This window comes from Frigoribacterium sp. AC512, assembly GCF_979258295.1.
The window spans coordinates 1,312,712-1,336,931 of the sequence record NZ_OZ409850.1 but is presented as its reverse complement, the minus strand read 5'-3'; the positions used below and the strand labels follow the sequence as shown (position 1 = coordinate 1,336,931).

Below are 24,220 nucleotides of genomic sequence, written 5' to 3'. Positions count from 1 at the left end.
TGACTTCTCGACCGTAGCGGCAGATCATTGACACGTCAACCACATGGTTGACGTGTCAATGAATTGAGGAATCATGATCGACATCGACTTCGGCCTCGACACCTTCGGGGACGTCCCCTCCGACGAGACCGGTGCGCCGGTCAGTCACGCCCGCTCCATCCGGCAGCTCGTCGATGAGGCCGTCATGGCCGACGAGCTCGGCGTGGACGTGTTCACGGTGGGTGAGCATCACCGACCCGAGTACTCGGTCTCGTCACCCGAGACCGTGCTCGCCGGGCTCGCGACGGCGACCCGTCGCATCCGCCTCGGTTCCGGGGTGACAGTGCTCAGCTCCGACGACCCCGTGCGCGTCTTCCAGCGATTCGCGACCGTGGATGCCCTCTCCGGTGGGCGAGCCGAGGTGATCCTCGGGCGTGGTTCGTTCACCGAGTCGTTCCCCCTCTTCGGGTACGACATGGCCGACTACGAGGTCCTCTTCGAGGAGAAGATCGAACTGTTCTCGCGCCTGCTGACCGAAGAGCCGGTCACCTGGTCCGGGACGACCCGGGCGCCGCTGACCGACGCGGACGTCTTCCCGAAGACCGAGCACGGCCTCTCGACCTGGGTCGGCGTCGGCGGGTCGCCGCAGTCGGTCGTGCGGACGGCGAAGTACGGCTTCCCGCTCATGTTGGCCATCATCGGAGGGCAGCCGCAGCGATTCGCCCCGTACCTCGATCTCTACCGCCGTGCCGCCGAGGAGTTCGGCACGACGGCTCACCCCGTCGGCATGCACTCGCCCGGGTTCGTCGCCGACACCGACGAGGAGGCGCTGGAGGCCTGGTACCCGCACTTCAAGGTCGTCCGCGATCGCATCGGCGCTCTGCGCGGCTGGCCGCCGGTGACACGGAGCGAGTTCGACCGCGAGGTGGCGTCCGGGTCGATGTACGTCGGCTCGGCCGAGACGGTCGCCCAGAAGATGTCCCGAACCATCCATGACATGGGTGTCGGCCGTTTCGACATGATCTACACCTCCGGCACGCAGTCGATCAAGGACCGCCTCCGATCGGTCGAGCTCTACGGCACGACGGTCATCCCCCGGGTCCGAGAGCTCCTGGCCGAGATGCCGGCCCGCCCCTCGGTCGTGACCGCGTGACGACCTCGACCATCGCGATCCTCGGTGCCGGCAAGCTCGGCACCGTCCTGGCCCGGCTGGCCGTGGCGGCGGGGCACCGGGTTCTCGTCGCGGGATCCGGTGACCCCGAGAGGATCCGCCTGATCCTCGCCGTCGTCTCTCCCGGCGCGGAGCCTGCTCGCGCAGCCGACGCCGTGGACGCGGCAGACGTCGTCATCCTCGCGCTGCCGCTCGGACGGCTGGGCACCGTCCCTGCCGACGCACTGCACGGAAAAGTCGTGATCGACGCCATGAACTACTGGTGGGAGGTCGACGGTATCCGTGACGATCTCGGCGACCCCCGCACCTCGACCAGCGAGCTCGTACAACGTCATCTGCATGACTCGACGGTCGTCAAGGCCTTCAACCACATGGGATACCACGACCTCGACGAAGGCCCCAGGCCCGTGGGTGCTGCGGACCGCAAAGCGATCGCGGTCGCCGGAGACGATCCGCACGCCGTCGCCGTGGCCTCGGCTCTCGTCGACGCGTGGGGCTTCGACCCCGTCCTGGCCGGTTCGCTGCACGACAGCATCGAACTCGAACCCCACGCCGAGACCTTCGGTGCCAACGTCTCCGCCGGCGAACTGGTGGAGATGCTCGAGCGGTTCCCGACCACTCCTCGAGGGCTCGATGTAGCCGTCGCCCGGTCGTGACGCCTCATGCTGGGAGTGGCCGGATGACCAGCCCCGCTCGGCCGTTGACTGAGAATCGCGCCGGTGTTGAGAGGAACGGAGGCGAAGCGGGTGGCCGAGACAGAACCATAGGTGTTCCGGCAAGTTTTCGCGGGATAAGCGTGGGATGAAGATGCTACCCAACTCGCGACTGGGCAGAAGTCGCGGGCTGTGGTGCCCCTGGAGGGACTCGAACCCCCAACCCATTCATTCGGGCTCCCGCGGTGAGAAAGGTCTGGGGGTGTAAGGGATCGTTTGCTAGAGGTTGCGGGTGAGCACTGCTGAGCCTCGAGGATGCGCATCTCGAGCATTCGAAGCATGCCGCGCATGGACCCAGCATGAAGTCATCACAGTCCCCCGTCGTCCGCCTCTACGGAGCGCCCGACGTCGCTACTCTCCTCGGCACGACGACCGCGGCCCTCGCTCAGCAGCGTTACGAGAGACGCGGCCCGGCTTTCCTGAAGTTCGGGTCCTCGGTCCGGTACAGGGAGGTCGACTTGCTTGACTACCTGCCGGCCAACCTGGTGCCTACCGACGACTCCCCCGCGCCGCGCCCAGTCCGCCTGCTCGACGAGCTCATGGGTGCCCGCTGAGATGGCTCCACCCAAGAAGTACGTGACCAGTAAGGGCGAGGTCCGCTACGAGGTCCGCTACCGAAACCTTGACAACAGGTCCACTCGCCAGCGAGGGTTCACGACTCTCAAGGCCGCCGAGAAATGGGCGCTCGACAACGCGAACCGCCTCGCGATGGGAAGTCATATTCCTGCGTCGGCCCAGAGGAAGCTCGCCGGCCACTTCGTCGAGACCTACATCAACCGAACCGCCACCATCAGACCCACCACAGCAGCGTCGCGGACGAGTACCGCACGGACCTGGGTCTTGCCGACGTGGGCGAACCGTCCCGTTGGTCGCATCGACCAGGACGGGGTCAAGGCCTGGGTAGAAGAACTCCACCAGCAAGGGGTCAGTGCCGCAACCATCGAGAAAGCAGTCGGCGTGCTCCGGGGCAGCCTGGCCCTCGCGGTCTCGAGCAAGGCCCTGGCATCGAATCCCGTCGTAGGGATAAAACTGCCAGAGCAGGTACGTCGCGACAATGCCTATCTCACTGCCGAACAGGTCGCGCATCTGGTATCCCACGCAGGTCGACAAGCACTCCTGGTGAGCTTCCTGGCCTACTCCGGGCTCCGTTTCGGGGAGGCCGCGGCGCTTCGCGTCCGAGACCTCGACCTCGACGCTGGCCGTGTGCGTGTCAGAGCATCCGTGACCGAGGTCAAAGGGAAGCTCGTGGAAGGACCCCCGAAGAACGGAAAGGCTCGAAGCGTGCCCCTGGCTCATTTCCTGCGGGCGCCCCTGGCAAGCAGCGTTCAGGGTAGAAGCTCTGACGGTCTTGTTTTTCGCGCAGCCCGTGGGGGGCCCCTTCGGGCCAACACGTGGCGTTCCCGCGACTTCGCAGCAGCGGTGCGGGCAGCACAGGGAGCGGCCCCTTACGACAAGCCCTTTCCCACCCTCGTGCCGCACGACTTACGCCACACCGCCGCGTCTCTCGCTGTCCAGGCTGGTGCGAACGTCAAGGTCCTGCAGCGGATGCTCGGCCACGCCGCGGCCTCGATGACTCTCGACGTCTACGCTGACCTGTTCGACACTGACCTCGACGAAGTCGTCGCTGCTCTCGCCCCGGGCGCCCAGGCGTCAGGAATCGCAGCGCTTCTCAGGCCTGCAGGGAATGGCGAACTGCCCACGCCGAGAGCACCCGGTGATTCGTAGGGCGCGGCCCGACTCGACACCTCTTCCGCCGGATGTGTCGGCGAGGACATCGAATCCCTGGTCCGCCACGTCACGCACGCGCACCATCCCAGTCGAGCGCTCACGAGAGTGAACGCTGAACGATGGAACGCCCTCCCCCTGGTGATGCGAGCCGTGGTTTGGCCAGTTTCAGGCCACGCTCCGACCCGGAGAGACTCACCGGTGGAACTTGCGCAGCTCAGGCACCCGTGGCAAGTCGACCCAGAGACGCGCGCTCGCTTCGGTGACACCACACCCGCTCACGGCGAAGGCAGCCTCGCCCAGCCTGTCGAGAAGCGGTGCCAGGCTCGCAGCCTTTGCCGCGCTGAGGTAACCGACCTTTCGCTCTTGCCCGAACACGGCGACTGCGTTCGCGTCGTAGACATTCTCGGGTTCACGCACCAGGCGGTACTCGACCCCGCCGAAGAGCGAGCGCTCACGATCGCGCAGATAGTTGGCCACACCCACGATCCGGAGCCGCCGCGAGGCGAGCGAGCGTAAGTCGATCTCGGGGAGGGCATGGTCGATCCAGGCTTCGGTGACCGGCTTCCGGGCTTCAACGCCGCGCTTGGCATACGCCTGCTTAGCTTCGATCTCTTCAACTGAACCGGCGCCCGAGGCTCTGTCCACGGCTGACACCCGCCTTGGGCCTTGTCCCTTCAACGCCGCAGGGCGGGGCCTCTCGAGCGCAGCCGGTGGCGCTTCGGACGGTAGGTCCTTACTCCGTACCAAGCCGAGAAAACAGCGGTGACAATGCCGAGCACCACGAGCAGCTCCATGGGGTCACCGTACTGGCGAGGGCGACCTCGGGAGCAACCGTTCCTCCCGCAGCAGAGTGCGCGGTCGCGAGCTAGATCCCGAGCGAGTTGCCGGCCAGGCCTGGTGGCAACCGCACCCCGCTCGGGGCGGAGTCCAACTCGCTCGTGATGCACCCCACTCGCTCCGTCCCCGCCGAAGGACGCCGCCGAACTCCTAGAGACGCTGCCTTGATGGGCGCGCGGAGGTGCATCAGCCGGTCTTGTGTCCAAAACGTGTCCATGGGCGCGGTCTAGGATCGCAAGAACGTACCGGACAAAACAAAATCCCCGGCGGACCGGGGCTTTTCCTGTGGGCGATACCGGGCTCGAACCGATGACCTCTTCCGTGTGAAGGAAGCGCGCTACCAACTGCGCCAATCGCCCCTGAGCGGGACTCGTCGATACTAGTGGATCTTGTGACCCCGGCGCCATTCGAGGAGGCCGGCTGCGCCCCTGGCGAGGAGTCGAGGAGGCGACCAAGACACGAACATCTCTCGATTTGTTTTCTGTCCGGGGTCTGGGTAGTGTTCTTCTTGTTCGCAGCGATGCGAAACGAAAGAAACATCGCAGTAATGCGAAACGAAATGCGGATGTGGCGCAGTGGTAGCGCATCACCTTGCCAAGGTGAGGGTCGCGAGTTCGAATCTCGTCATCCGCTCGAGTGTAAAGCTCACCAGAGGGAGTCCACCGATGGTGGCTCCCTCTGGGAGTATCTCATCTGGTGGAGTGGCCGAGAGGCGAGGCACCGGCCTGCAAAGCCGTTCACGCGGGTTCAAATCCCGTCTCCACCTCCATGGACCACCCTCTGGGTCTATGATCGATTCGTCTCCCGAGACGATGACAACTGAACAAGCATGAGCGATTGGCGCAGCGGTAGCGCGCTTCCCTGACACGGAAGAGGTCGCTGGTTCGATCCCAGTATCGCTCACACAGAGAAGGCCCCCGAGAGATCGGGGGCCTTCGTCGTTCCCGGCCGCGCTTCCGTGACCCGGCTGAGCGTCGCGGCCAGGCACTCGCCTCCCCCCGTGCCTGCGCGAGCTACACCGCCAGTTCCGCGCTACACCCCGCGTTCTGAGGGTGTAGCGCCGAATTAGGGGTGTAGCGACGCGTCGAGGTTCCACGTGACCCGTCCAGCAGACGCCCGGGCACGCAGAGCGGCCCCGGTCGCGAGGACCGGGGCCGCCTGGGAGGTGCGGTGAGGCGGGGCGCTAGGCGCGCGCGTTCTCGAGCACGTAGCCCTCCTCGCCGTGCAGGGCGAGGTCGATGCCGGCCACCTCGTCCTCGTTCTTCACGCGGAAGCCGATGGTCTTCTCGATCACGAAGCCGATGACGAAGGCGAGCACGAACGAGTAGAGCATGACGGCGACGGCCGAGAGCGCCTGGATGCCGAGCTGCGTGAAGGTGCCGGAGAAGATGAGGCCGGTGTCGTTGGCGAAGATGCCCAGGTAGAGCGTTCCGAGCAGGCCGCCGACGAGGTGGATGCCGACGACGTCGAGGGAGTCGTCGAAGCCGAGCTTGAACTTGAGGTCGATGGCGAGGGCGCAGACGGCGCCGGCGACGACGCCGAGCACGACCGCCCAGCCGGGCGTCAGCGCGGCGCAGGCCGGGGTGATGGCCACGAGTCCGGCGACGGCGCCCGAGGCGGCGCCGACCGACGTGGCCTTGCCGTCCTTGAGCTTCTCGACGACGAGCCAGCCGAGCACGGCGGCGGCAGGGGCGGCGATCGTGTTGAGGAACGCGAGGGCCGCGACGCCGTCGGCGGCGAGCTCCGAGCCGGCGTTGAAGCCGAACCAGCCGAACCAGAGCAGCCCGGCTCCCAGCAGCACGAAGGGCGGGTTGTGCGGCTTGTCGGCGCCCTTGGCGAAGCCGACGCGCTTGCCGAGCACGAGCGCGAGGGCGAGCGCGGCAGCACCGGCGTTGATGTGGACGGCCGTGCCGCCCGCGAAGTCGATGACGCCCATGGCGGCGATCCAGCCGCCGACCACGTTGCCGTCGTCGTCGGTGGTGAAGTTGAAGACCCAGCTCGCGACGGGGAAGTACACGACGGTGGCCCAGACGCCGGCGAAGATCATCCACGCGCCGAACTTGGCACGGTCCGCGATGGCGCCCGAGATGAGCGCGACGGTGATGATCGCGAAGGTCGCCTGGAAGGCGGCGAAGGCGATGGTCGGGTAGTCGCCGGACGGGGCGAGGCTGTCCTGGAAGGCGCTGTCGAGGCCGAGCGACGCGGTGTCGATGCCGAACCAGCCCTGGATGCCGACGAAGGCATCGGAGCCGCCGGGGATCGAGGTCGGGTTGCCGAACGCGATCGCGTAGCCGTAGAGCACCCACAGCACGCCGATCAGGCCCATCGCGCCGAAGCTGAGCATCATCATGCTGATGACGCTCTTGGCCTTGACGAGGCCGCCGTAGAAGAACGCCAGTCCGGGCGTCATGAGCAGCACGAGTGCTGCGCAGATCAGCATGAACGCGGTGTTGCCTTGATCCATGGGTGGTACCTCTCGAGTTCGGGAGCCAGGGGCGCACCGGTCCCGACCCGTCCGCGAGGGTGAGCGGGCTGTGAGCACGGGGCTCGGGCGGTGCGGTCCCCAGTGTCGCGGCGCCTCGTTTCGGACCGTGTGCACCCGTGTTTCGGCGATGTAACAGGATCCGGCCCCGTGTGAACAACGCGTTTCCCGAGCCTCCCCGGCAGCAGGGACGACGCCCCGGAACTGCTCGGAGAGGGCTAGGAGGAGGTCAGCGCGACGAGCCGCGACGTCGCGCGCAGGTACTTCTTGCGGTAGCCGCCGGCGAGCATCTCGTCGCTGAACACCTCGTCGAGGGGCGTCCCGGTCGCGAGCACGCGCACCTGCGCGTCGTAGAGGCGGTCGACGAAGGCGACGAAGCGCAGGGCGTCGGTCTGGCTCGTGAGGGGCGTGACGTCGCGCAGCCCGACGGCGTCGAGGCCGCCGATGAGCTTGACGTAGCGGCTGGGGTGCACGGTCGACAGGTGCTGCACGGCAGCCCCGAAGTCGTCGAGGGAGGCGGTGCCCCCGACCGCGGCGACGGCCGCGTCCAGGTCGTCCACGACGTGCGCCCGCGCCTCGACCTCGCGGCGCCGGTAGTCGTTCCCGTCGATGCGGAGGGTGCGGAACCGGTCCGAGAGCCCCTGGATCTCGCGGAGGAAGTCGGCGGCGGCGAAGCGCCCCTCGCCGAGGGCGCCGGGCGGCGTGTTCGAGGTCGCCGCGATGCGCGTGCCCGCGTCCGCGAGGTCGCCGAGCAGGCGGGTCATCATCATCGTGTCGCCCGGGTCGTCCAGCTCGAACTCGTCGATGCAGACGAGCGCCGCGCCCTCGAGCTGCTTCGCCGCCCCCGCGTAGCCGACCGCGCCGACGAGGGCCGTGTACTCGATGAACGTGCCGAAGTAGCGACGGCCTGCCGCGCGGTTGTACGCCGCGGCCAGCAGGTGCGTCTTGCCGACGCCGAAGCCGCCGTCGAGGTACAGGCCGGGAGGCGCCTCCTGCGTCTCCGGGCGACGTCGGAACAGCCCTCGCCGGGCCGGGCGCTCGGCCGCGGCCCAGAAGGAGGCGACGGCCTCGACGGCCTCCGCCTGGGAGGGGAACGCGTCGTCGGGCCGGTAGTTCTCGAGCGAGGCCTCGGCGAACTGCCGCGGCGGGACGAGCTCGGCCACGATCTCGGCGCCCGTGATGGTCGGGGCCCGGTCGACGAGCGACACGACGGTGCGGAGGGGATCGGTGGACATCGGTGCGACCTCGCAGGCGTCGGGACGGGCGCCCGCGGGAATGTCCGGGACGCGATCTGTGTCAGAGTCAGAGGGACCCGGCCGGGGCACACCGTGGGTGCGTAGCCTCGACGGGGCCGCGCGGCGATCCTATCCGCCGCCCCCACGACACCGCCCAGCCCCTCGGGGCAGACCCAGGAGGTACAGCAATGGTCGTCGAGCACGACACGTCCGCACGGTTCAGCGAGTACGCCCACCCCGAGCGCCTCGTCAGCACCGACTGGCTGCAACAGAACCTGGGCACGCCCGGCCTCGTCGTCGTCGAGTCCGACGAGGACGTGCTGCTCTGGGACACCGGCCACATCGCGGGCGCCGTCAAGATCGACTGGCACCTCGACCTCAACGACCCCGTGCAGCGCGACTACGTCGACGGTGAGGCGTTCGCCGCCCTGATGTCCCGCAGCGGGATCTCCCGCGACAGCACCGTCGTGATCTACGGCGACAAGAACAACTGGTGGGCCGCCTACGCCCTGTGGGTCTTCTCCCTCTTCGGCCACGACGACGTGCGCCTGCTCGACGGCGGACGAGCCGCCTGGGAGGCGGAGGGCCGTGGGTACACGACCGACGCCCCCGAGCCGGTCGCCACCGACTACCCCGTCGTCGAGCGCGACGACAGCCGCATCCGCGCCTACAAGGACGACGTGCTCGCGCACCTCGGCTCGCCCCTGATCGACGTCCGCTCCCCCGAGGAGTACTCGGGCGAGCGGACCACCGCGCCGGCCTACCCCGAGGAGGGCGCGCTGCGCGCCGGCCACATCCCCTCGGCCCAGAACGTGCCGTGGGGCAAGGCGGCGGCCGAGGACGGCCGTTTCCGCAGCCTCGGCGAGCTCGACGCGATCTACCGCGACGGAGCCGGCCTCTCCGACGGGGACGACGTCGTCGCCTACTGCCGCATCGGCGAGCGGTCGAGCCACACGTGGTTCGTGCTGCACCACCTGATGGGGTTCGAGAACGTCCGCAACTACGACGGCTCGTGGACCGAGTGGGGCAGCGCGGTGCGCGTGCCGATCGTGCAGGGCGTGGAGCCCGGCACGGTCCCGGGGCGCTGAGCGCCGTGTCGGCCTCCGAGCCCGGGGCGCTCCCCCGCGTCCTGGCGGAGACCCGTGAGGACTTCCTCGCCCTCGACGTGAAGGACCGGCTGCAGCTGCTGCTCGAGTTCTCGGACGAGCTGCCGTCGCTGCCCGCGGAGTACGAGGGCCACCCTGACCTGCTCGAGCGCGTGGAGGAGTGCCAGTCGCCCGTGTTCATCTTCGTCGAGGTGTCCGACGACGTCGTGACGATGCACGCGACGGCTCCTCGCGAGGCGCCGACGACCCGCGGCTTCGCCTCGATCCTCGCCCAGGGGCTGAGCGGCCTGTCGGTGCGCGAGGTGCTCGAGGACGTCCCCGACGACTACCCGCAGACGATCGGCCTCGGCGTGGCGGTCAGCCCGCTCCGCGTGCGGGGCATGACGGCGCTGCTCGCCCGGGCCAAGCGCCAGGTCAGAGAGAAGTCGGCGGCGTGACCCTGCGGGTGCTGCACCCGGCTGCTGCGCGGGGTGCGGGCACCGGCGCGCTCGTCGAGGCGGCCCCTGTCGTCGAGGCAGGCACGGTCGTGGAGGCAGGCACCGACGAGGGGCGGGCGCGTCTGCGGGAGCTCTACGCGCCTCCTGCGGCCGACTGGCTGCGCCTCAACCTGATCGCGGCCGTCAGCGGCGACGCGGCGGGCGAGGACGGCACCTCCGACACGCTGAGCAACGCCGACGACCGTGCCGTGCTGGCCGCCATCCGCGACCTCGCCGACGGGGTGCTCGTCGGCGCCGCGAGCGTCCGCGCCGAGGGCTACCGGGTGCCCCGGTCAGCCCAGCTCGTGGTGCTGACGGCCAGCGGCGACCTCAGCGGACACCGGATGGACCCGGAGCGCGCCGACCGCGTCGTCGTCGTCTGCCCGGCCGCGGCGGTCGACCGCGTCACGGAGACCCTCGGCGCCGACGTCGCGGACCGCGCGACCGTCCTCGTCGTCGACGACGACCACGGCGTGGTGGCTCCTGCGACCCTGGTCGACCGCCTCCGCGGCCACGGCCTGCGCTCGCTCGTCTGCGAGGGCGGCCCCTCGCTGGCCGGGCAGCTGCTGCACGACGGCCTCGTCGACGAGCTCTGCCTCTCCACCTCGCCCGTCGTCATCGGGAGCGGGTTGCCCGTCTTCGGCCGGGAGCGGTTCGACCCGTCGCGGCTCTCCCTCAGCCAGCTGATGATGGACGACCAGAGCGCCCTTTACGCACGCTGGCTCGTGGAAGACGGCCCAGCCACTCGGCGATGACCGCCTCGAAGCGCTCGGGGTCGTAGTTCCAGATCTTCGTGTGCCGGGCGACCTCGAACACCTCGAGCTGCACGATGTCCGGACGGGCGGCGGCGAGGGCGTGCGAGGCCGTCGACGGCACGAAGCCGTCGTCGTCGCTGTGCAGCACCAGCACGGGGACGCGCAGCTCGCCGGCCCGCTCGACCAGGTCGAGACGATCGAGGTCGAGCGGCTCGGACCGGCCGCTCAGCCGTGACGCCCGAGGGGACTGCAGGAGGCGCATCGCCAGCTCCTGCACGACCCGCGGCACGCGCATGGCCGTCCCCTGGTAGCGGAGGGTGGTGCGCCAGTCGACCACGGGCGACTCGAGCACGACCCCGGCCACGCGGTCGCGGTGCTCGGCACGGGTCACGGCCTGCAGCACGGTGGCGCCGCCCATCGACCAGCCCATCAGCACGATCGACGTCGCGCCGTGGTCGACGGCCCAGCTCATGGCGGCCTCGACGTCGGTCCACTCCGCGTCGCCGAGCGCGTACCGGCCGTCGGCCGACCGGGGTGCCTCGGTGTCGTTGCGATACGACACGAGCAGCGAGGTGAGCCCCGCACGATGGAAGACCGGCGCCGCGCGCACGGTCTCGGCCCGGGTCACGCCGCGCCCGTGCACGCCGATCATCCACGGCCCGTCCGTGCCGTCCGGACCCGGCACGAGCCACGCCGGCGCCGGTCCGACCGGGGTCCCGACCTCGACGTCCTCGACCGTCAGCCCGGCGTCGCGCGGCGACCGCCACAGCCAGCCGCCGATCCGTCCGGCGCGCGCCGTGGCCAGGTCGCCCACGTCGACGGCCTCGACACGGCGCACGACGCGGCCCCGCTCCTCCCGCACGACCTCGCCGAGGCGGGCGTGCCCCCTCCCGTGGTCGAACCAGAAGCTGTAGCGGCCCGGGAGGCGCGTGTCGGCGTTCGCCGCGAGGGTCACCGTCGCTGCCACGGGGTCGTGCCCGAGCACCCGGACGTCGTCAGGGCGGCGCCGCGCCGGCGTGACGACCTTCCGCGCCATGGTGACCGCACCCGCCGCCAGGGCGAGCGACGCCGCGACCACGGTGCCGCCGACGGAGACGGACACGACGAGGCCGGCCAGGGCTGCCGGCGTGCGGCGAGGGCGTGTGCGTGGGTGACGGGACATCGAGACCTCCGGGCGGACGGGGCGGAGCGACGGGGGCACGTGCGGAGGGGCACCTGCGGCGTGCCGCTCGGCTGTGAGCCGGGTGGGAGCCTAGTCTGCTGAGGTGTCCGACACCTCCTCGCCGCCGGTCCCGGCCGCGTTCGCCGCCGCGTCGGCCGCCGTCCGCGAGGCTCTCTCGCGCGACGACCTCGCCGTGTCCGAGATCCCCGCCCCCGGCGGCCTCGCCCCGCACGCCCTCGCCCTCGCCGGCGACGTGGTGGGCGCGTCCGGGCGGGCCGACGCCGAGCTCGGCACCGGACGCTTCGTCCTGCTGTACGACGAGAGCGCGCCCGAGGCGTGGGGCGGCGTCTTCCGCGTCGTCTGCTTCGCGCAGGCCCCGCTCGAGACCGACCTCGCCCTCGATCCCTTCGTCGCGGACGTCGCGTGGTCCTGGCTGGTCGACTCGCTCGACGCAGGAGGCGCCTCCCGGCACTCCGCCTCGGGCACCGCCACGAAGGTGCTCTCGTCCGGCTACGGCGAGCTCGCCGCCCAGGGCGACGGGGCCCAGCTCGAGCTGCGCGCCTCGTGGACCCCCACCAGCACCGACCTCGCCCCCCACGTCGCCGCGTGGAGCGAGCTGATCTGCACCCTCGCGGGCCTGCCGCCGACCGTCGAGGGCGTCACGCTCCTCGCGTCGCGTCGCGTGGGCCGCGACTGACCCCCCGGAACGACGGAGACATGAGCGCCCCCACACCCGAGCCATCCCCGGTCGACGAGTCGTCGACCTCCTCCCCCGCAGTCACGGTCGCCCCGGCGACGATCGTCCCGCGCGCCGCGACCGCCGACTCGGTGCACGGCGAGGTGCACGTCATCGCCGACCGCGAGGCCTACCTCGAGGCCGTGGAGGCGATCGCCGCGGGGCACGGACCGGTCTCGATCGACGCCGAGCGCGCCTCCGGCTACCGGTACTCGCAGCGCGCCTACCTCATCCAGGTGTTCCGGCAAGGCAGCGGCGTGTTCCTCTTCGACCCCCCGGCCATCGGCTCGTTCGACGAGCTGCAGGCCGTCATCGGCCACGAGGAGTGGGTGCTGCACGCCGCGAGCCAAGATCTCGCGTGCCTGCGCGAGGTCGGGCTCGACCCCGACCTCGTCTTCGACACCGAGCTCGGCGCCCGTCTGGCGGGCCTGCCCAAGGTCGGCCTCGGCGCCGTGGTCGAGCAGCTGCTCGGGGTCCACCTCGCCAAGGAGCACTCGGCCGCCGACTGGTCGACGCGGCCCCTGCCGCAGAGCTGGCTCGTCTACGCCGCCCTCGACGTCGAGCTCCTCGTCGACCTCCGCGACGCGATGGCCGAGCTGCTCGAGCGCGACGGCAAGCTCGACATCGCCCGCCAGGAGTTCGCGGCCACGGTGGCACGGGAGGCCAAGCCCGCCAAGGCCGAGCCCTGGCGCCGCCTGACCGGCCTGCACACCGTCCGCGGGGCTCGCTCGCTCGCCGTCGCCCGCGAGCTCTGGCACGCCCGGGACGACTACGCCCGCCAGGTCGACACGGCCGCCGGCCGGCTCGTGCCCGACCAGTCGCTCGTGGCCGCCACGAAGGCCCAGCCCGCGGACAAGCGCGCCCTCGCCGGCGTGAAGGAGTTCGTCGGACGCGCCAGCCGCAGCGAGCTCGATCGCTGGTGGGCCGCGATCGAGCGCGGCATGGCGACCCGTGACCTGCCTTCCTCCCGCGGGCCGGCGGGCGACACCCTGCCGCCTCCTCGCAGCTGGGCCGACAAGAACCCGATGGCCGACGCGCGCCTCCGGCACGCACGCCCCGCGGTGGCCGAGATCGCCGAGGGACTCGACCTGCCCGTCGAGAACCTGCTCACGCCCGAGCTGCTGCGGCGCCTCTGCTGGGAGCCGCCGATCCCGTTCGACACCGAGACGCTGGCGGCGGCCCTCGTCGAGCTCGGCGCGCGCCCGTGGCAGGTCGACGCCGTCGCCGAGCGACTGGCCGAGGCCTTTGTCGACGCCCACCAAGAACCCGAGAGCGACCCCGCCGACGCTTCGTAGCAATCCGCGAAGGATTCTCCCGGCATCAGGCCCCTCCCTAGGATCGGAGCAGTTCCGAGCACTGGAGGCACTGTGGCCGACACGACAGACGTGGTCTTCGTCGACGGGGTACGCACCCCGTTCGGCAGGGCCGGAGAAAAAGGCATGTACTGGGGAACGAGGGCCGACGACCTCGTCGTGAAGGCCATGAAGGGCCTTCTCGAGCGCAACCCCTCGCTCCCCCTCGACCGCGTCGACGACGTCGCGATCGCCGCCACGACTCAGCAGGGCGACCAGGGCCTGACCCTCGGTCGCACCACGGCCCTCCTGGCGGGGCTGCCCCGCTCGGTGCCCGGCTTCGCGATCGACCGCATGTGCGCCGGTGCCATGACGAGCGTCACGACCCTCGCCGGCGGCGTCGCGTTCGGCGCCTACGACGTCGTCCTCGCGGGCGGCGTCGAGCACATGGGCCGGCACCCGATGGGCTTCGCGGCCGATCCCAACCCCCGGTTCCTCACGGAGAAGCTGGTCAGCGGCGACGCCCTGAACATGGGCTCGACCGCCGAGCGGATCCACGACCGGTTCCCGCAGCTCACCAAGGAGCGCTCCGACCGCTTCGCCCTGCGGTCGCAGCAGAAGCTCGCCGCCGCCTACGACGCGGGCCACATCCAGCCCGACCTCGTGCCGGTCGCGGTGCAGACGCCCGAGGGCTGGGGCCTGGCCACGCGCGACGAGGCGCCACGGCCCGAGACCACGATGGAGGGGCTGGCCGGGCTGCGGACGCCGTTCCGCCCCCACGGGCGGGTCACCGCCGGCAACTCGTCGGGGCTGAACGACGGTGCGACCGTCAGCCTGCTCGCCTCCCGAGGAGCCGCCGACGAGCTCGGCCTCGGCGTCAAGATGCGCCTCGTCAGCTTCGCCTACGCCGGGGTCGAGCCCGAGATCATGGGCATCGGCCCGGTGCCCTCGACGGAGAAGGCCCTGCGCAAGGCGGGGCTGACGATCGACGACATCGGCCTGTTCGAGCTGAACGAGGCCTTCGCCGTGCAGGTCCTCTCGCTGCTCGACCACTTCGGCATCGACGACGACGACCCTCGCGTCAACCCCTGGGGCGGCGCCATCGCCGTGGGCCACCCGCTCGCGTCGTCGGGCGTCCGCCTGATGATCCAGCTGGCCCGCCAGTTCGAGCAGCACCCCGAGGTCCGCTACGGGCTCACGGCCATGTGCGTCGGCCTCGGCCAGGGCGGCAGCGTCATCTGGGAGAACCCCCACTACTCACGGAAGGCGGCTCGATCGTGAGCAGCGCAGTCGACCAGCTCACCGCCCTCAGCGCCGACGAGGTGGTGACGCACTCGTTCGTCCGGGACGTGCCGCTGCCCTCGGGCGGCGTCCTCGCCCTCGTCACGCTCGACAACGGCCGCGACCACAAGCGGCCGAGCACGCTGGGGCCCGCGACCCTCGTCGAGCTGTCCGCGACCCTGGACGGCCTCCGGGCCCGCGCCTCCCGCGGCGAGGTCCAGGCCATCGCGGTCACCGGCAAGCCCTACTTCCTGGCCGCCGGCGCCGACCTCAGCAAGGTCAGCCAGATCCCGAGCCGCGACGTGGCCCGCGAGCTGGCTCGCCTCGGCCACTCGACCCTCGGCAAGCTGCACGACGCCGGGGTCCCGACGTTCGTCTTCGTGAACGGCCTGGCCCTGGGAGGCGGGCTCGAGATAGCCCTGCACGCCGACTACCGCACGGTCGACTCGTCCGCGGCGGCCATCGCCCTGCCCGAGGTGTTCCTCGGCATCGTCCCCGCGTGGGGCGGCGCCTGGCTGCTGCCGAACCTCATCGGGATCGAGAACGCGCTCAAGGTCGTCCTCGAGAACCCGCTCAAGAACAACCGCACGCTCAAGGCCGCGCAGGCCCTCGAGCTCGGCATCGTCGACGTCGAGTTCGGCCCGGCCGCGTTCCTCGAGGACTCGATCCGCTGGGCCGACGGCGTCGTGGCGGGTCGCACGAAGGTCGCCCGGCCGAACGTGCCCGGCAAGATCGAGCGCGCCGTCAAGTGGGGCGCGGCGATCTCGATCGCCCGCAAGTCGCTCGAGTCGCGGATCGGCACGGTGGCACGGTCGCCCTGGGTCGCCCTCGACCTGCTGGAGGCAGCGCGGAACACCGACCGGGCGACGGGGTTCGCCGCCGAGGACGAGGCCCTGGCCGAGCTCGTGTCCGGTGACCAGTTCCACGCCAGCATGTACGCGTTCGACCTGGTGCAGAAGCGGGCGAAGAAGCCTGCCGGTGCCCCCTCCCCCGACGTGGCGCGCAAGGTCGGCAAGGTCGGGGTGGTGGGCGCAGGCCTCATGGCCAGCCAGTTCGCGCTGCTCTTCGTCCGGCGCCTGCAGGTCCCGGTGGTCATCACCGACATCGACCAGGCCCGCGTCGACGCCGGCGTCGAGCGCATCCGCGGCGAGATCCTGCAGCTGGCCGAGAAGGGCCGCATCTCGGGCGACGAGTCGAACCGCCTCACCGCCCTGGTGACCGGCACGACCGACCTCGCCGACTTCGCCGACGCGGACTGGGTCATCGAGGCCGTCTTCGAGGAACTGGGCGTCAAGCAGGAGGTCTTCGCGAACGTCGAGGCCGTCGTCTCGGAGACGACGGTGCTGGCGACGAACACCTCCTCGCTCAGCGTCGAGCAGATCGGGGCCCGCCTCGCGCACCCCGAGCGGCTCGTCGGCTTCCACTTCTTCAACCCGGTCGCGGTCATGCCGTTGATCGAGGTCGTGAAGGCCCCGGCGACCGACGAGGCGACCCTCAGCACGGCGATGGTGACGGCAGCCGCCCTGCGGAAGAACGCCGTCATCACCGCTGACACCCCCGGCTTCGTCGTGAACCGCATCCTGGCCAAGCTGCTCGGCGAGGCCATGCACGCCGTCGAGACGGGCACCCCCTTCGAGACGGTCGAGCGGGCCACCGCGCCGTTCGGCCTCCCGATGACTCCGTTCGAGCTGCTCGAGCTCGTCGGCCTCACCGTCGGGGCGCACGTGCTCGACACGCACCACGCGGCGTTCCCCGAGCGCTTCTTCGCCAGCGACGGCCTGCACCGGCTCGCCGATCACGGCCGCGTCTTCGAGCGCGACGCCAAGGGGCGCCGCAAGGGCTTCGACAAGAAGGCCGTCGCCCTCGTCGCCGGCGAGGGCACTCCCCTCACGGACGACGAGCTGCGGCGCCGCATCGAGGACGGCCTCGCCGACGAGGTGGGCCGGATGCTCGACGACGGGGTGGTAGCGGCGGCCGAGGACATCGACCTCTGTCTCGTCCTGGGCGCGGGCTGGCCGTTCCAGATGGGCGGCGTGACGCCCTACCTCGACCGGGTCGGAGCCTCCGAGCGGGTGCGGGGACGCGCGTTCCACGACCCCCTCGTGGTCGGCCCGGAGCACACGGTGCGCGTCCCGGCCTGAGCCGAGCGTCCCGGCGTCCGCCGAGGAGCCGCTCGTCCCGTCACGAGGGAGGGCCCCGACGACCTGGTCGTCGGGGCCCTCCCTCGTCGTGCACCGTGCGGTGCACGCACGCCCTAGTCCTGTTGCGCGTCCACCCCGCGCACCGAGGCGTCGTCGAGCGGGCGGGCCACGGGGATCTTGCTGCCGAGGACCTGGGCCACCACGTCCCGCGCGATGTGCTGAGGGGTGAGGCCCGCCTCCTCGAGGATCTCGGCGCGAGAACCGTGCTGCAGGAACTCGTCGGGGAGCCCGAGCTCGGTGAGCGCGGTGTCGACGCCGGCCTCGCGCAGGTCCTGACGGACTCGGGTGCCGATCCCGCCGACGCGGACGCCGTCCTCGATGGTGACGACCAGCCGGTGCTCCGCGGCGAGCTCGATGATCGACCGCGGCACGGGGACGACCCAGCGCGGGTCGACGACGGTCGCCCCGATCCCCTGCGCCGCGAGGCGCTCGGCGACGTCCAGGCCGACGGTGGCCATCGGACCCACGCAGACCAGCAGCACGTCGCGCCGCTCGTCGCTCGCGAGGACGTCGACGCCGTCCGGGAGGCGCGACTCGGCCTCGTGCTCCGTGCCGACGCTGCCCTTCGAGAAGCGCACCACCGTCGGCGCGTCGGTCACGGCGACGGCCTCCCGGAGCTCCTCGCGCAGGCGCGAGGCGTCTCGCGGGGCGGCGAGGCGGATGTGCGGGACGATCTGGAGCAGAGCCAGGTCCCACATGCCGTGGTGGCTGGGCCCGTCGGGGCCGGTGACGCCGGCCCGGTCGAGGACGAACGTCACGCCCGCCCGGTGCAGGCCGACGTCCATGAGCACCTGGTCGAAGGCGCGGTTGACGAAGGTGGCGTAGAGGGCCACGACCGGGTGCAGGCCTCCGAAGGCCAGGCCGGCCGCGCTCGTCACGGCGTGCTGCTCCGCGATCCCGACGTCGAGGACACGGCTCGGGAAGCGCTCGGCGAGCTTGTGCAGGCCGACGGGCCGGAGCATGGCGGCCGTGATGCCGACGACGGTCTCGTCGCGCTCGGCGATCGAGACGATCTCGTCCGCGAAGACGCTCGTCCACGAGGGGGCGTTGGTCGTCTCGAGAGGCTCCCCCGTCTCGGGGTCGATCTGGCCGACCGCGTGGAACTGGTCGGCGACGTCGGCGCGAGCCGGGTCGTAGCCGCGGCCCTTCTCCGTGATCGCGTGGACGATGACGGGGGCGCCGTAGTCCTTCGCCTGGGTGAGCGCCTCCTCCATCGCCTTCTGGTCGTGGCCGTCGACCGGGCCGAGGTACTTGACGTCGAGGTTCGAGTAGAGGGCCTCGTTGTTCGTGAACCGGCTGAGGAAACCGTGCAGGCCGCCCCGCACGCCGCGGTAGAGCGCCCGCCCGGGGTGCCCCAGGTGGTCGAACACGGCCTCGGAGCCGCGGTGCATGTCGCGGTACGTGCTGCGGGTGCGGACGGTGTTGAGGAACCGCGCCATGCCGCCGATCGTCGGGGCGTACGAGCGGCCGTTGTCGTTGACCACGATGATCAGCCGGCGACCGTTGTCGTCGCTGATGTTGTTCAGGGCCTCCCACGTCATGCCGCCGGTGAGGGCACCGTCGCCCACCACCGCGACGACGTGGCGGTCCGACTGCCCCGTGAGCTGGAACGCCCGGGAGATCCCGTCGGCCCACGAGAGGCTGCTGGAGGCGTGGGAGCTCTCGACGATGTCGTGCTCCGACTCGGAGCGCTGCGGGTAGCCCGCCAGGCCGCCGCGCAGCCGCAGCCCGCTGAAGTCCTGCCGACCGGTGACGAGCTTGTGCACGTACGACTGGTGGCCGGTGTCGAAGACGAAGGCGTCGTGCGGCGACTCGAAGACCCGGTGCATGGCCAGCGTCAGCTCGACGACGCCGAGGTTGGGCCCCAGGTGCCCGCCGGTCTTGGACACCTCGGTCACGAGGAAGCGGCGGATCTCGGCGGCCAGCGCGATCATCTGCTGGTCGGTGAGGTGATCGAGGTCGCGGGGACCACTGATCGTCTCGAGGATGCTCATCGGGATTTCCTTTCCGGCAGCCCGGAGGCGGCGATCCTCAGTTTAGGCGCGGACCGCGGGGAACGCCGGGAGGCCCCCGGCGCCGTGCGGACACGACATCGAGGGCCTCGGGGTGCGGCTAGACCAGGCTGCGGAGGACGTACTGCAGGATGCCGCCGTTGCGGTAGTAGTCCGCCTCGCCCGGCGTGTCGATCCGGACGACGGCGTCGAACTCGATCGTGCGGGCGCCGTCCGCCGAGTGCTCGGTCGGCTCGGCGGTCACGTGCACGGTCTTGGGCGTCGTGCCCTCGTTCAGCTGCTCGAGCCCGTGGATGCTGATGGACTCGGTGCCGTCGAGCCCCAGGGACTCCCAGGTCTCGCCCTCCGGGAACTGCAGCGGGACGACGCCCATGCCGATCAGGTTCGAACGGTGGATGCGCTCGAAGCTCTCGGTGATGACCGCCTTGACCCCCAGGAGGCTCGTGCCCTTCGCCGCCCAGTCACGCGAGGAGCCGGAGCCGTACTCCTTGCCGCCGAGGATGACGAGGGGCGTGCCCTGCTCCTGGTAGCGCGCACTGGCGTCGTAGATGAACGACTGCGGGGCGTCGGCCTGGGTGAAGTCGCGCGTGTAGCCGCCCTCGACCCCGTCCAGCAGCTGGTTCCGAAGTCGGATGTTCGCGAAGGTGCCGCGGATCATGATCTCGTGGTTGCCGCGACGCGACCCGTAGGAGTTGAAGTCCTTGCGGTCGACGCCGTGCTCGGCCAGGTAGTGACCGGCAGGGCTGTCCGACTTGATCGAGCCGGCGGGGCTGATGTGGTCGGTCGTGACCGAGTCGCCGAGCTTGGCGAGGACGCGCGCCCCGACGATGTCCGTCACCGGGGTCGTCTCGAGCGTCATGCCCTCGAAGTACGGGGGCTTCCGGACGTACGTCGACTCCGGGTCCCACTCGAAGGTCGCGCCCGTGGGCGTCGGCAGCGACCGCCAGCGCTCGTCGCCGTCGAAGACGCCGGCGTACTCGTGCGTGAACATGTCGGTGTCGATCGACGAGTCGATGGTCGACTGCACCTCGGCCGCGTCGGGCCAGATGTCGCGCAGGTAGACGTCGCTGCCGTCGGGCGACGTGCCGAGCGCGTCGGCCTCGAAGTCGAAGTTCATCGACCCGGCCAGTGCGTAGGCGATGACCAGCGGCGGGCTCGCCAGGTAGTTCATCTTGACGTCGGGGTTGATGCGGCCCTCGAAGTTGCGGTTGCCCGAGAGGACCGCCGTGACGGCGAGGTCGTTGTCCTGGACTGCGGTCGAGATCTCGTCCAGCAGCGGGCCCGAGTTGCCGATGCAGGTCGTGCAGCCGTAGCCGACGGTGTAGAAGCCCAGGTCCTCGAGGTAGCTGGTGAGACCGGCCTTCTCGTAGTAGTCGGTGACGACCTTGGAGCCGGGCGCCAGGGTCGTCTTGACCCACGGCTTGGCCTTCAGGCCCTTCTTGCTGGCGTTGCGGGCGAGCAAGCCGGCCGCGAGCATCACCGAGGGGTTCGACGTGTTGGTGCAGGACGTGATGGCGGCGATGGCGACTGCGCCGTGGTCGAGCGTGAACGACGAGCCGTCGTCGAGCGCGACCTGCGTCGGCTTCGACACCGTCGAGGGGGCGTGCGACGTGTGCGAGTGCGCGTGGGACGACTCTTCGTCCTGGGCCGTGAAGCCGACGGGGTCCGAGGCCGGGAACGTGCCCTCGATCGCCTCGTCGACCATGGAGTGGTCCGTCGTCGCGTAGGCGTCGAGGTCGACCCCGAACTGGCTCTTCGCGTTCGTCAGCTCGATGCGGTCCTGGGGACGCTTGGGGCCGGCGATGGAGGGGACGACTGTCGCGAGGTCCAGCTCGAGGTACTCGCTGAAGACGGGCTCGACCGAAGGGTCGTGCCAGAGGCCCTGCAGCTTCGCGTACTCCTCGACGAGCTCGATCTGCTCGTCGGACCGACCGGTGAGGCGGAGGTAGTCGAGGGTGACGTCGTCGATGGGGAAGATCGCGGCCGTCGACCCGAACTCCGGGCTCATGTTGCCGATCGTGGCGCGGTTGGCCAGCGGGACCTCCGCGACGCCGTCGCCGTAGAACTCGACGAACTTGCCGACCACGCCGTGCGCACGCAGCTGCTGCGTGATGGTCAGCACCACGTCCGTGGCGGTGACGCCGGTGGGGATCGAGCCGCTGAGCTTGAAGCCCACGACCTTGGGGATGAGCATGGAGACGGGCTGGCCGAGCATGGCCGCCTCGGCCTCGATGCCGCCCACGCCCCAGCCGAGCACGCCGAGGCCGTTGACCATCGTCGTGTGCGAGTCGGTGCCGACCAGGGTGTCGGGGTAGGCCTGCAGGACCCCGCCGACCTCGCGGCTGTACGTGACGCGAGCCAGGTACTCGATGTTGACCTGGTGCACGATGCCCGTCCCCGGCGGCACGACCTTGAAGTCGTCGAAGGCCGTCTGTCCCCAGCGGAGGAACTGGTACCGCTCGCCGTTGCGCTCGTACTCGATGTCGACGTTGCGCTCGAGCGCGTCGGCCGAGCCGAACAGGTCGGCGATGACCGAGTGGTCGATCACGAGCTCGGCCGGGGCGAGGGGGTTGATCTTGGTGGGGTCGCCGCCGAGGGCCGAGACCGCCTCGCGCATGGTGGCGAGGTCGACGATGCAGGGCACCCCCGTGAAGTCCTGCATGACGACGCGCGCCGGCGAGAACTGGATCTCGGTGTCGGGCTCGGCGGTCGGCTGCCACGAGCCGAGTGCGCGGATCTGGTCGCCCGTGACGTTCGCGCCGTCCTCGGTGCGGAGCAGGTTCTCGAGCAGGACCTTGAGGCTGAACGGCAACTTCTGCGAGCCGTCCACCGCGTCGATGCGGTAGACCTCGTAGTCGGTGCCGCCGACCGTCAGGACGTCTTTCGAGCTGAAGCTGTTGATTGCAGACACGTGCCGTCTCCCTTGCTGGACTTCGCCCTCATCATGACCCGACGACGAGGGACCGCACCAGCGAGGTCAGCCTAAGTCGTCGACGGAGTGCGGGCGCATGTCGTCGAACTGTCTTGATGTCGAGACAAACCTAGCACCGGAGGCGGTGGGCTAGCTGACGGTGCCCTGCGCGTCGACGGCGTCGTCGCCGGAGGCACGACCGCGGTAGACGGTCCGGACGAGCAGCCACGTGACCCAGAGGAGGCCGGCGTAGAGGGGCACGCCCATGAGGAGCTTGAGGGTGGCGAGCGCGGTGATCTGCCCGCTCAGCAGGAGCGGGAGCTGGACCGCGAGGCGAGCCGCGAACAGCCCTGCCCACAGCCAGGTGACCAGCACGAGGACGCGGCGCTTGGCGCGGTCCTGCCGCCAGGCGCCTCCCTCGTTGGTCAGGAGGCCGACGATGATGCCGACCAGGGGCCAGCGCACGGCGATGCTGACGACCATCGCCAGGAGCGAGATCGCGTTGATGACGATGCCGGGGACGAAGTTGCCCTCGGCCCGACCGCTCAGCAGGGCGATCCCGGCCGACAGCGCGACGCCGAGAACGCCGGCGAGTGCCTGCGCTACCGGACCGCGCTGCACGGCCCGGGAGACGACGAACACAACGGCGAGGGCGACGGGGATCAGCACCGACGGCAGAAGCTCGCCGGTGATCGTGTACACGACCACGAAGCCCAGCCCGGGCACGATCGACTCGGCCAGGCCGCGGACCCCGCCGATGGCCGTGAGGAGAGCGGAGGCGGTGGGCACCTCACCGGGTGCGACCTGCCCGATGCCGGCCTTCTGGGCGGCCGTGCGCAGCTGGGCGGCCAGCGAGACGCGCGGGTCGTCGAGGGGCGACTCGTCGCCGGGCCCGGGTCGCTCGTCGTCGGGCCGGGCCGCCGCCCCGTCGCTCTGCACGAGGGTCAGGCCTCGTCGGCGGCGCCCGCGGACGCGTCGACAGCGCTCGGCTTCGGCATGCTGAGCGGGATGAGCTCGCGAGGAGGCATCGGGGTGGTGCCCCGGACGACGACGATGCTGCGGAACAGCTCCTCGATCTTCGCGGCGGCCTCGTCGTCGACGGTGGCGTCTCCCGCGATCACGCCGCGGAGGAACCAGCGCGGGCCGTCGACGCCGATGAACCTCGCCAGGCGCGTGCTGCCGGGGTCGCCGCCCATCAGCGGGATCTCGGCGCGGACCTCGGGACCGAACGGGCCGTCGACCTCGGTCGTCGTCCCGCCCTGCTTCTGGATCTGCTCGCTGATCTGCTCGCGGATCTCGTTCCAGAGGCCCGTCGTGCGGGGAGCCGCGAAGGGCTGCACCTGCAGCGTCGACTTCGCGAAGTCGAGGCCGACCGCGACGACGCGCTTGCTGCCCTCCTCGACCTCGAGCCGCAGGTGCAGTCCGTCGCGCGGGACGATCTTCACGCCGCCCAGGTCGACGTACGGACGGACGGGATTGGCCTCGGTCTCGTCGAGCGGGCCCTCGTCGGCCCGGTCCGCGGGCGCGGACTTCGAGTCGTCGAAGACCTCGACCTCGGCGTCGTCCAGGGCCTCGATGTCGACCTCGACGTCGGCCAGGTCGGCGGTCTCGACCTCGATCTCGGCCAGCTGCTGCGCCTCGCGCTTCGACTTCCTCATGATGCGGTGCCTCCGGTGGTGTGTGCGTAGCCCGTCGAGCCGAAGCCGCCCGTGCCCCGGCTGCTCTCGGGCAGCTCGTCGACGGGGACGAAGACGGCCCGGGCGACGGGCACGACGACGAGCTGGGCGATCTTGTCGCCCACCTCGATCTGGTGGTCCGACTCGAGGTCGGTGTTCAGGAGCGTGACCTTGATCTCGCCGCGGTAGCCGGCGTCGACCGTGCCCGGGCTGTTCACGACGGTGATTCCGTGCTTGGCCGCCAGGCCGCTGCGCGGGACGACGAAGGCCGCGTGGCCCTCGGGCAGGGCGATCGACACGCCGGTGCCGACCAGGGCCCGGTGGCCCGCCCGGAGGACGAGCGCCTCGGACGAGAGCAGGTCCGCTCCCGCGTCGCCGGGGTGCGCGTACCGCGGTGCCAGGTCGTCCGGGGACGAGGAGGCGCCGGCTCGGTCGGCCGTGAAGAGGACGTCGAGGGTCGGGGTCAC

Annotated in this window: 19 protein-coding genes and 4 tRNA genes; 13 read left to right on the top strand and 10 right to left on the bottom strand. The window is 70.7% G+C overall.

What is annotated here, in order from left to right:
* The first annotated feature begins 73 nt into the window (after positions 1-73).
* From ACZZ97_RS06090 to ACZZ97_RS06080, 3 genes are all read left to right on the top strand, one after another.
* Entirely contained in the window at positions 74-1,132 is a 1,059-nt protein-coding gene (locus tag ACZZ97_RS06090; protein ID WP_463472580.1) for an LLM class flavin-dependent oxidoreductase, read from the top strand.
* Complete coding sequence (locus ACZZ97_RS06085; RefSeq protein ID WP_463472579.1) at positions 1,129-1,806, top strand: NADPH-dependent F420 reductase; 678 nt, start codon at positions 1,129-1,131, stop codon at positions 1,804-1,806. Before ACZZ97_RS06090 ends, ACZZ97_RS06085 begins: the two co-directional genes overlap by 4 nt.
* A 600-nt stretch (positions 1,807-2,406) precedes the next feature.
* Entirely contained in the window at positions 2,407-3,588 is a 1,182-nt protein-coding gene (locus ACZZ97_RS06080; RefSeq protein WP_463472578.1) for a tyrosine-type recombinase/integrase, read from the top strand.
* 195 nt (positions 3,589-3,783) lie between these two features.
* Here ACZZ97_RS06080 and ACZZ97_RS06075 read toward each other — a convergent pair whose 3' ends face one another.
* On the bottom strand, positions 3,784-4,236 hold the full coding sequence (locus ACZZ97_RS06075; protein WP_463472577.1) for an HIRAN domain-containing protein: 453 nt from the start codon (positions 4,234-4,236) through the stop codon (positions 3,784-3,786).
* Positions 4,237-4,714: 478 nt separating this feature from the next.
* Positions 4,715-4,787 (bottom strand) — tRNA-Val (locus ACZZ97_RS06070).
* A 202-nt stretch (positions 4,788-4,989) separates the two neighbouring features.
* On the opposite strand from ACZZ97_RS06070, the gene ACZZ97_RS06065 reads away from it, so the two are divergent.
* The 3 genes from ACZZ97_RS06065 to ACZZ97_RS06055 all read left to right on the top strand — a co-directional run bounded on the left by ACZZ97_RS06065 (position 4,990) and on the right by ACZZ97_RS06055 (position 5,331).
* Positions 4,990-5,061: transfer RNA gene (locus ACZZ97_RS06065), tRNA-Gly, on the top strand.
* A gap of 62 nt (positions 5,062-5,123) precedes the next feature.
* Positions 5,124-5,197 (top strand) — tRNA-Cys (locus ACZZ97_RS06060).
* A 62-nt stretch (positions 5,198-5,259) separates the two neighbouring features.
* Positions 5,260-5,331, top strand: a tRNA-Val gene (locus ACZZ97_RS06055).
* Positions 5,332-5,611: 280 nt separating this feature from the next.
* Here ACZZ97_RS06055 and ACZZ97_RS06050 read toward each other — a convergent pair.
* Together ACZZ97_RS06050 and zapE are read right to left on the bottom strand one after the other, a co-directional pair.
* Positions 5,612-6,892: an ammonium transporter gene (locus ACZZ97_RS06050; protein WP_314101403.1), complete on the bottom strand. Its 1,281-nt coding sequence runs from the start codon at positions 6,890-6,892 to the stop codon at positions 5,612-5,614.
* A gap of 236 nt (positions 6,893-7,128) precedes the next feature.
* Positions 7,129-8,145 carry a cell division protein ZapE gene (gene zapE / locus ACZZ97_RS06045; protein ID WP_192169096.1) on the bottom strand — a complete coding sequence of 339 codons (1,017 nt, stop codon included), beginning with the start codon at positions 8,143-8,145 and terminating at the stop codon, positions 7,129-7,131.
* A gap of 188 nt (positions 8,146-8,333) precedes the next feature.
* On the opposite strand from zapE, the gene ACZZ97_RS06040 reads away from it, so the two are divergent.
* The 3 genes from ACZZ97_RS06040 to ACZZ97_RS06030 are packed head-to-tail and all read left to right on the top strand — an operon-like array spanning position 8,334 to position 10,482.
* Entirely contained in the window at positions 8,334-9,233 is a 900-nt protein-coding gene (locus ACZZ97_RS06040; RefSeq protein ID WP_123545987.1) for a sulfurtransferase, read from the top strand.
* A gap of 5 nt (positions 9,234-9,238) precedes the next feature.
* Positions 9,239-9,688 carry a SufE family protein gene (locus ACZZ97_RS06035; protein ID WP_123545989.1) on the top strand — a complete coding sequence of 150 codons (450 nt, stop codon included), beginning with the start codon at positions 9,239-9,241 and terminating at the stop codon, positions 9,686-9,688.
* A complete protein-coding gene (locus ACZZ97_RS06030; RefSeq protein ID WP_463472576.1) occupies positions 9,685-10,482 on the top strand; it encodes a dihydrofolate reductase family protein in 798 nt (265 codons plus the stop codon). Before ACZZ97_RS06035 ends, ACZZ97_RS06030 begins: the two co-directional genes overlap by 4 nt.
* Here the strand turns inward: ACZZ97_RS06030 and ACZZ97_RS06025 are convergent.
* Positions 10,403-11,644, bottom strand: a complete 1,242-nt coding sequence (locus ACZZ97_RS06025; RefSeq protein ID WP_463472575.1) for an alpha/beta hydrolase family protein — start codon at positions 11,642-11,644, stop codon at positions 10,403-10,405. The two genes, ACZZ97_RS06030 and ACZZ97_RS06025, sit on opposite strands and share 80 nt — an antisense overlap.
* Before the next feature lie 103 nt (positions 11,645-11,747).
* On the opposite strand from ACZZ97_RS06025, the gene ACZZ97_RS06020 reads away from it, so the two are divergent.
* The 4 genes from ACZZ97_RS06020 (at position 11,748) to ACZZ97_RS06005 (ending at position 17,094) form a co-directional block, all read left to right on the top strand.
* Positions 11,748-12,341 (top strand): DUF3000 domain-containing protein, encoded by a 594-nt coding sequence (locus ACZZ97_RS06020; protein ID WP_123545995.1) that lies wholly within the window; start codon positions 11,748-11,750, stop codon positions 12,339-12,341.
* Between the two features lie 20 nt (positions 12,342-12,361).
* Entirely contained in the window at positions 12,362-13,675 is a 1,314-nt protein-coding gene (locus tag ACZZ97_RS06015) for an HRDC domain-containing protein (protein ID WP_463472574.1), read from the top strand.
* 72 nt (positions 13,676-13,747) lie between these two features.
* A complete protein-coding gene (locus ACZZ97_RS06010) occupies positions 13,748-14,953 on the top strand; it encodes a thiolase family protein (protein WP_463472573.1) in 1,206 nt (401 codons plus the stop codon).
* Positions 14,950-17,094 carry a 3-hydroxyacyl-CoA dehydrogenase NAD-binding domain-containing protein gene (locus ACZZ97_RS06005; protein ID WP_463472572.1) on the top strand — a complete coding sequence of 715 codons (2,145 nt, stop codon included), beginning with the start codon at positions 14,950-14,952 and terminating at the stop codon, positions 17,092-17,094. Before ACZZ97_RS06010 ends, ACZZ97_RS06005 begins: the two co-directional genes overlap by 4 nt.
* Before the next feature lie 113 nt (positions 17,095-17,207).
* On the opposite strand, the gene dxs is transcribed toward ACZZ97_RS06005, so the two are convergent.
* The 5 genes from dxs to dut form a co-directional block, all read right to left on the bottom strand.
* Positions 17,208-19,148 carry a 1-deoxy-D-xylulose-5-phosphate synthase gene (dxs, locus tag ACZZ97_RS06000; RefSeq protein WP_463472571.1) on the bottom strand — a complete coding sequence of 647 codons (1,941 nt, stop codon included), beginning with the start codon at positions 19,146-19,148 and terminating at the stop codon, positions 17,208-17,210.
* A gap of 118 nt (positions 19,149-19,266) precedes the next feature.
* A complete protein-coding gene (gene acnA, locus ACZZ97_RS05995) occupies positions 19,267-22,077 on the bottom strand; it encodes an aconitate hydratase AcnA (protein ID WP_463472570.1) in 2,811 nt (936 codons plus the stop codon).
* Positions 22,078-22,227: 150 nt separating this feature from the next.
* A complete protein-coding gene (locus ACZZ97_RS05990) occupies positions 22,228-23,016 on the bottom strand; it encodes a DUF3159 domain-containing protein (RefSeq protein WP_463472569.1) in 789 nt (262 codons plus the stop codon).
* A gap of 5 nt (positions 23,017-23,021) precedes the next feature.
* Positions 23,022-23,735: a DUF3710 domain-containing protein gene (locus tag ACZZ97_RS05985; RefSeq protein WP_463472568.1), complete on the bottom strand. Its 714-nt coding sequence runs from the start codon at positions 23,733-23,735 to the stop codon at positions 23,022-23,024.
* Positions 23,732-24,220 (bottom strand): dUTP diphosphatase, encoded by a 489-nt coding sequence (gene dut / locus ACZZ97_RS05980; protein ID WP_463472567.1) that lies wholly within the window; start codon positions 24,218-24,220, stop codon positions 23,732-23,734. The genes ACZZ97_RS05985 and dut overlap by 4 nt, the downstream gene beginning before the upstream one ends.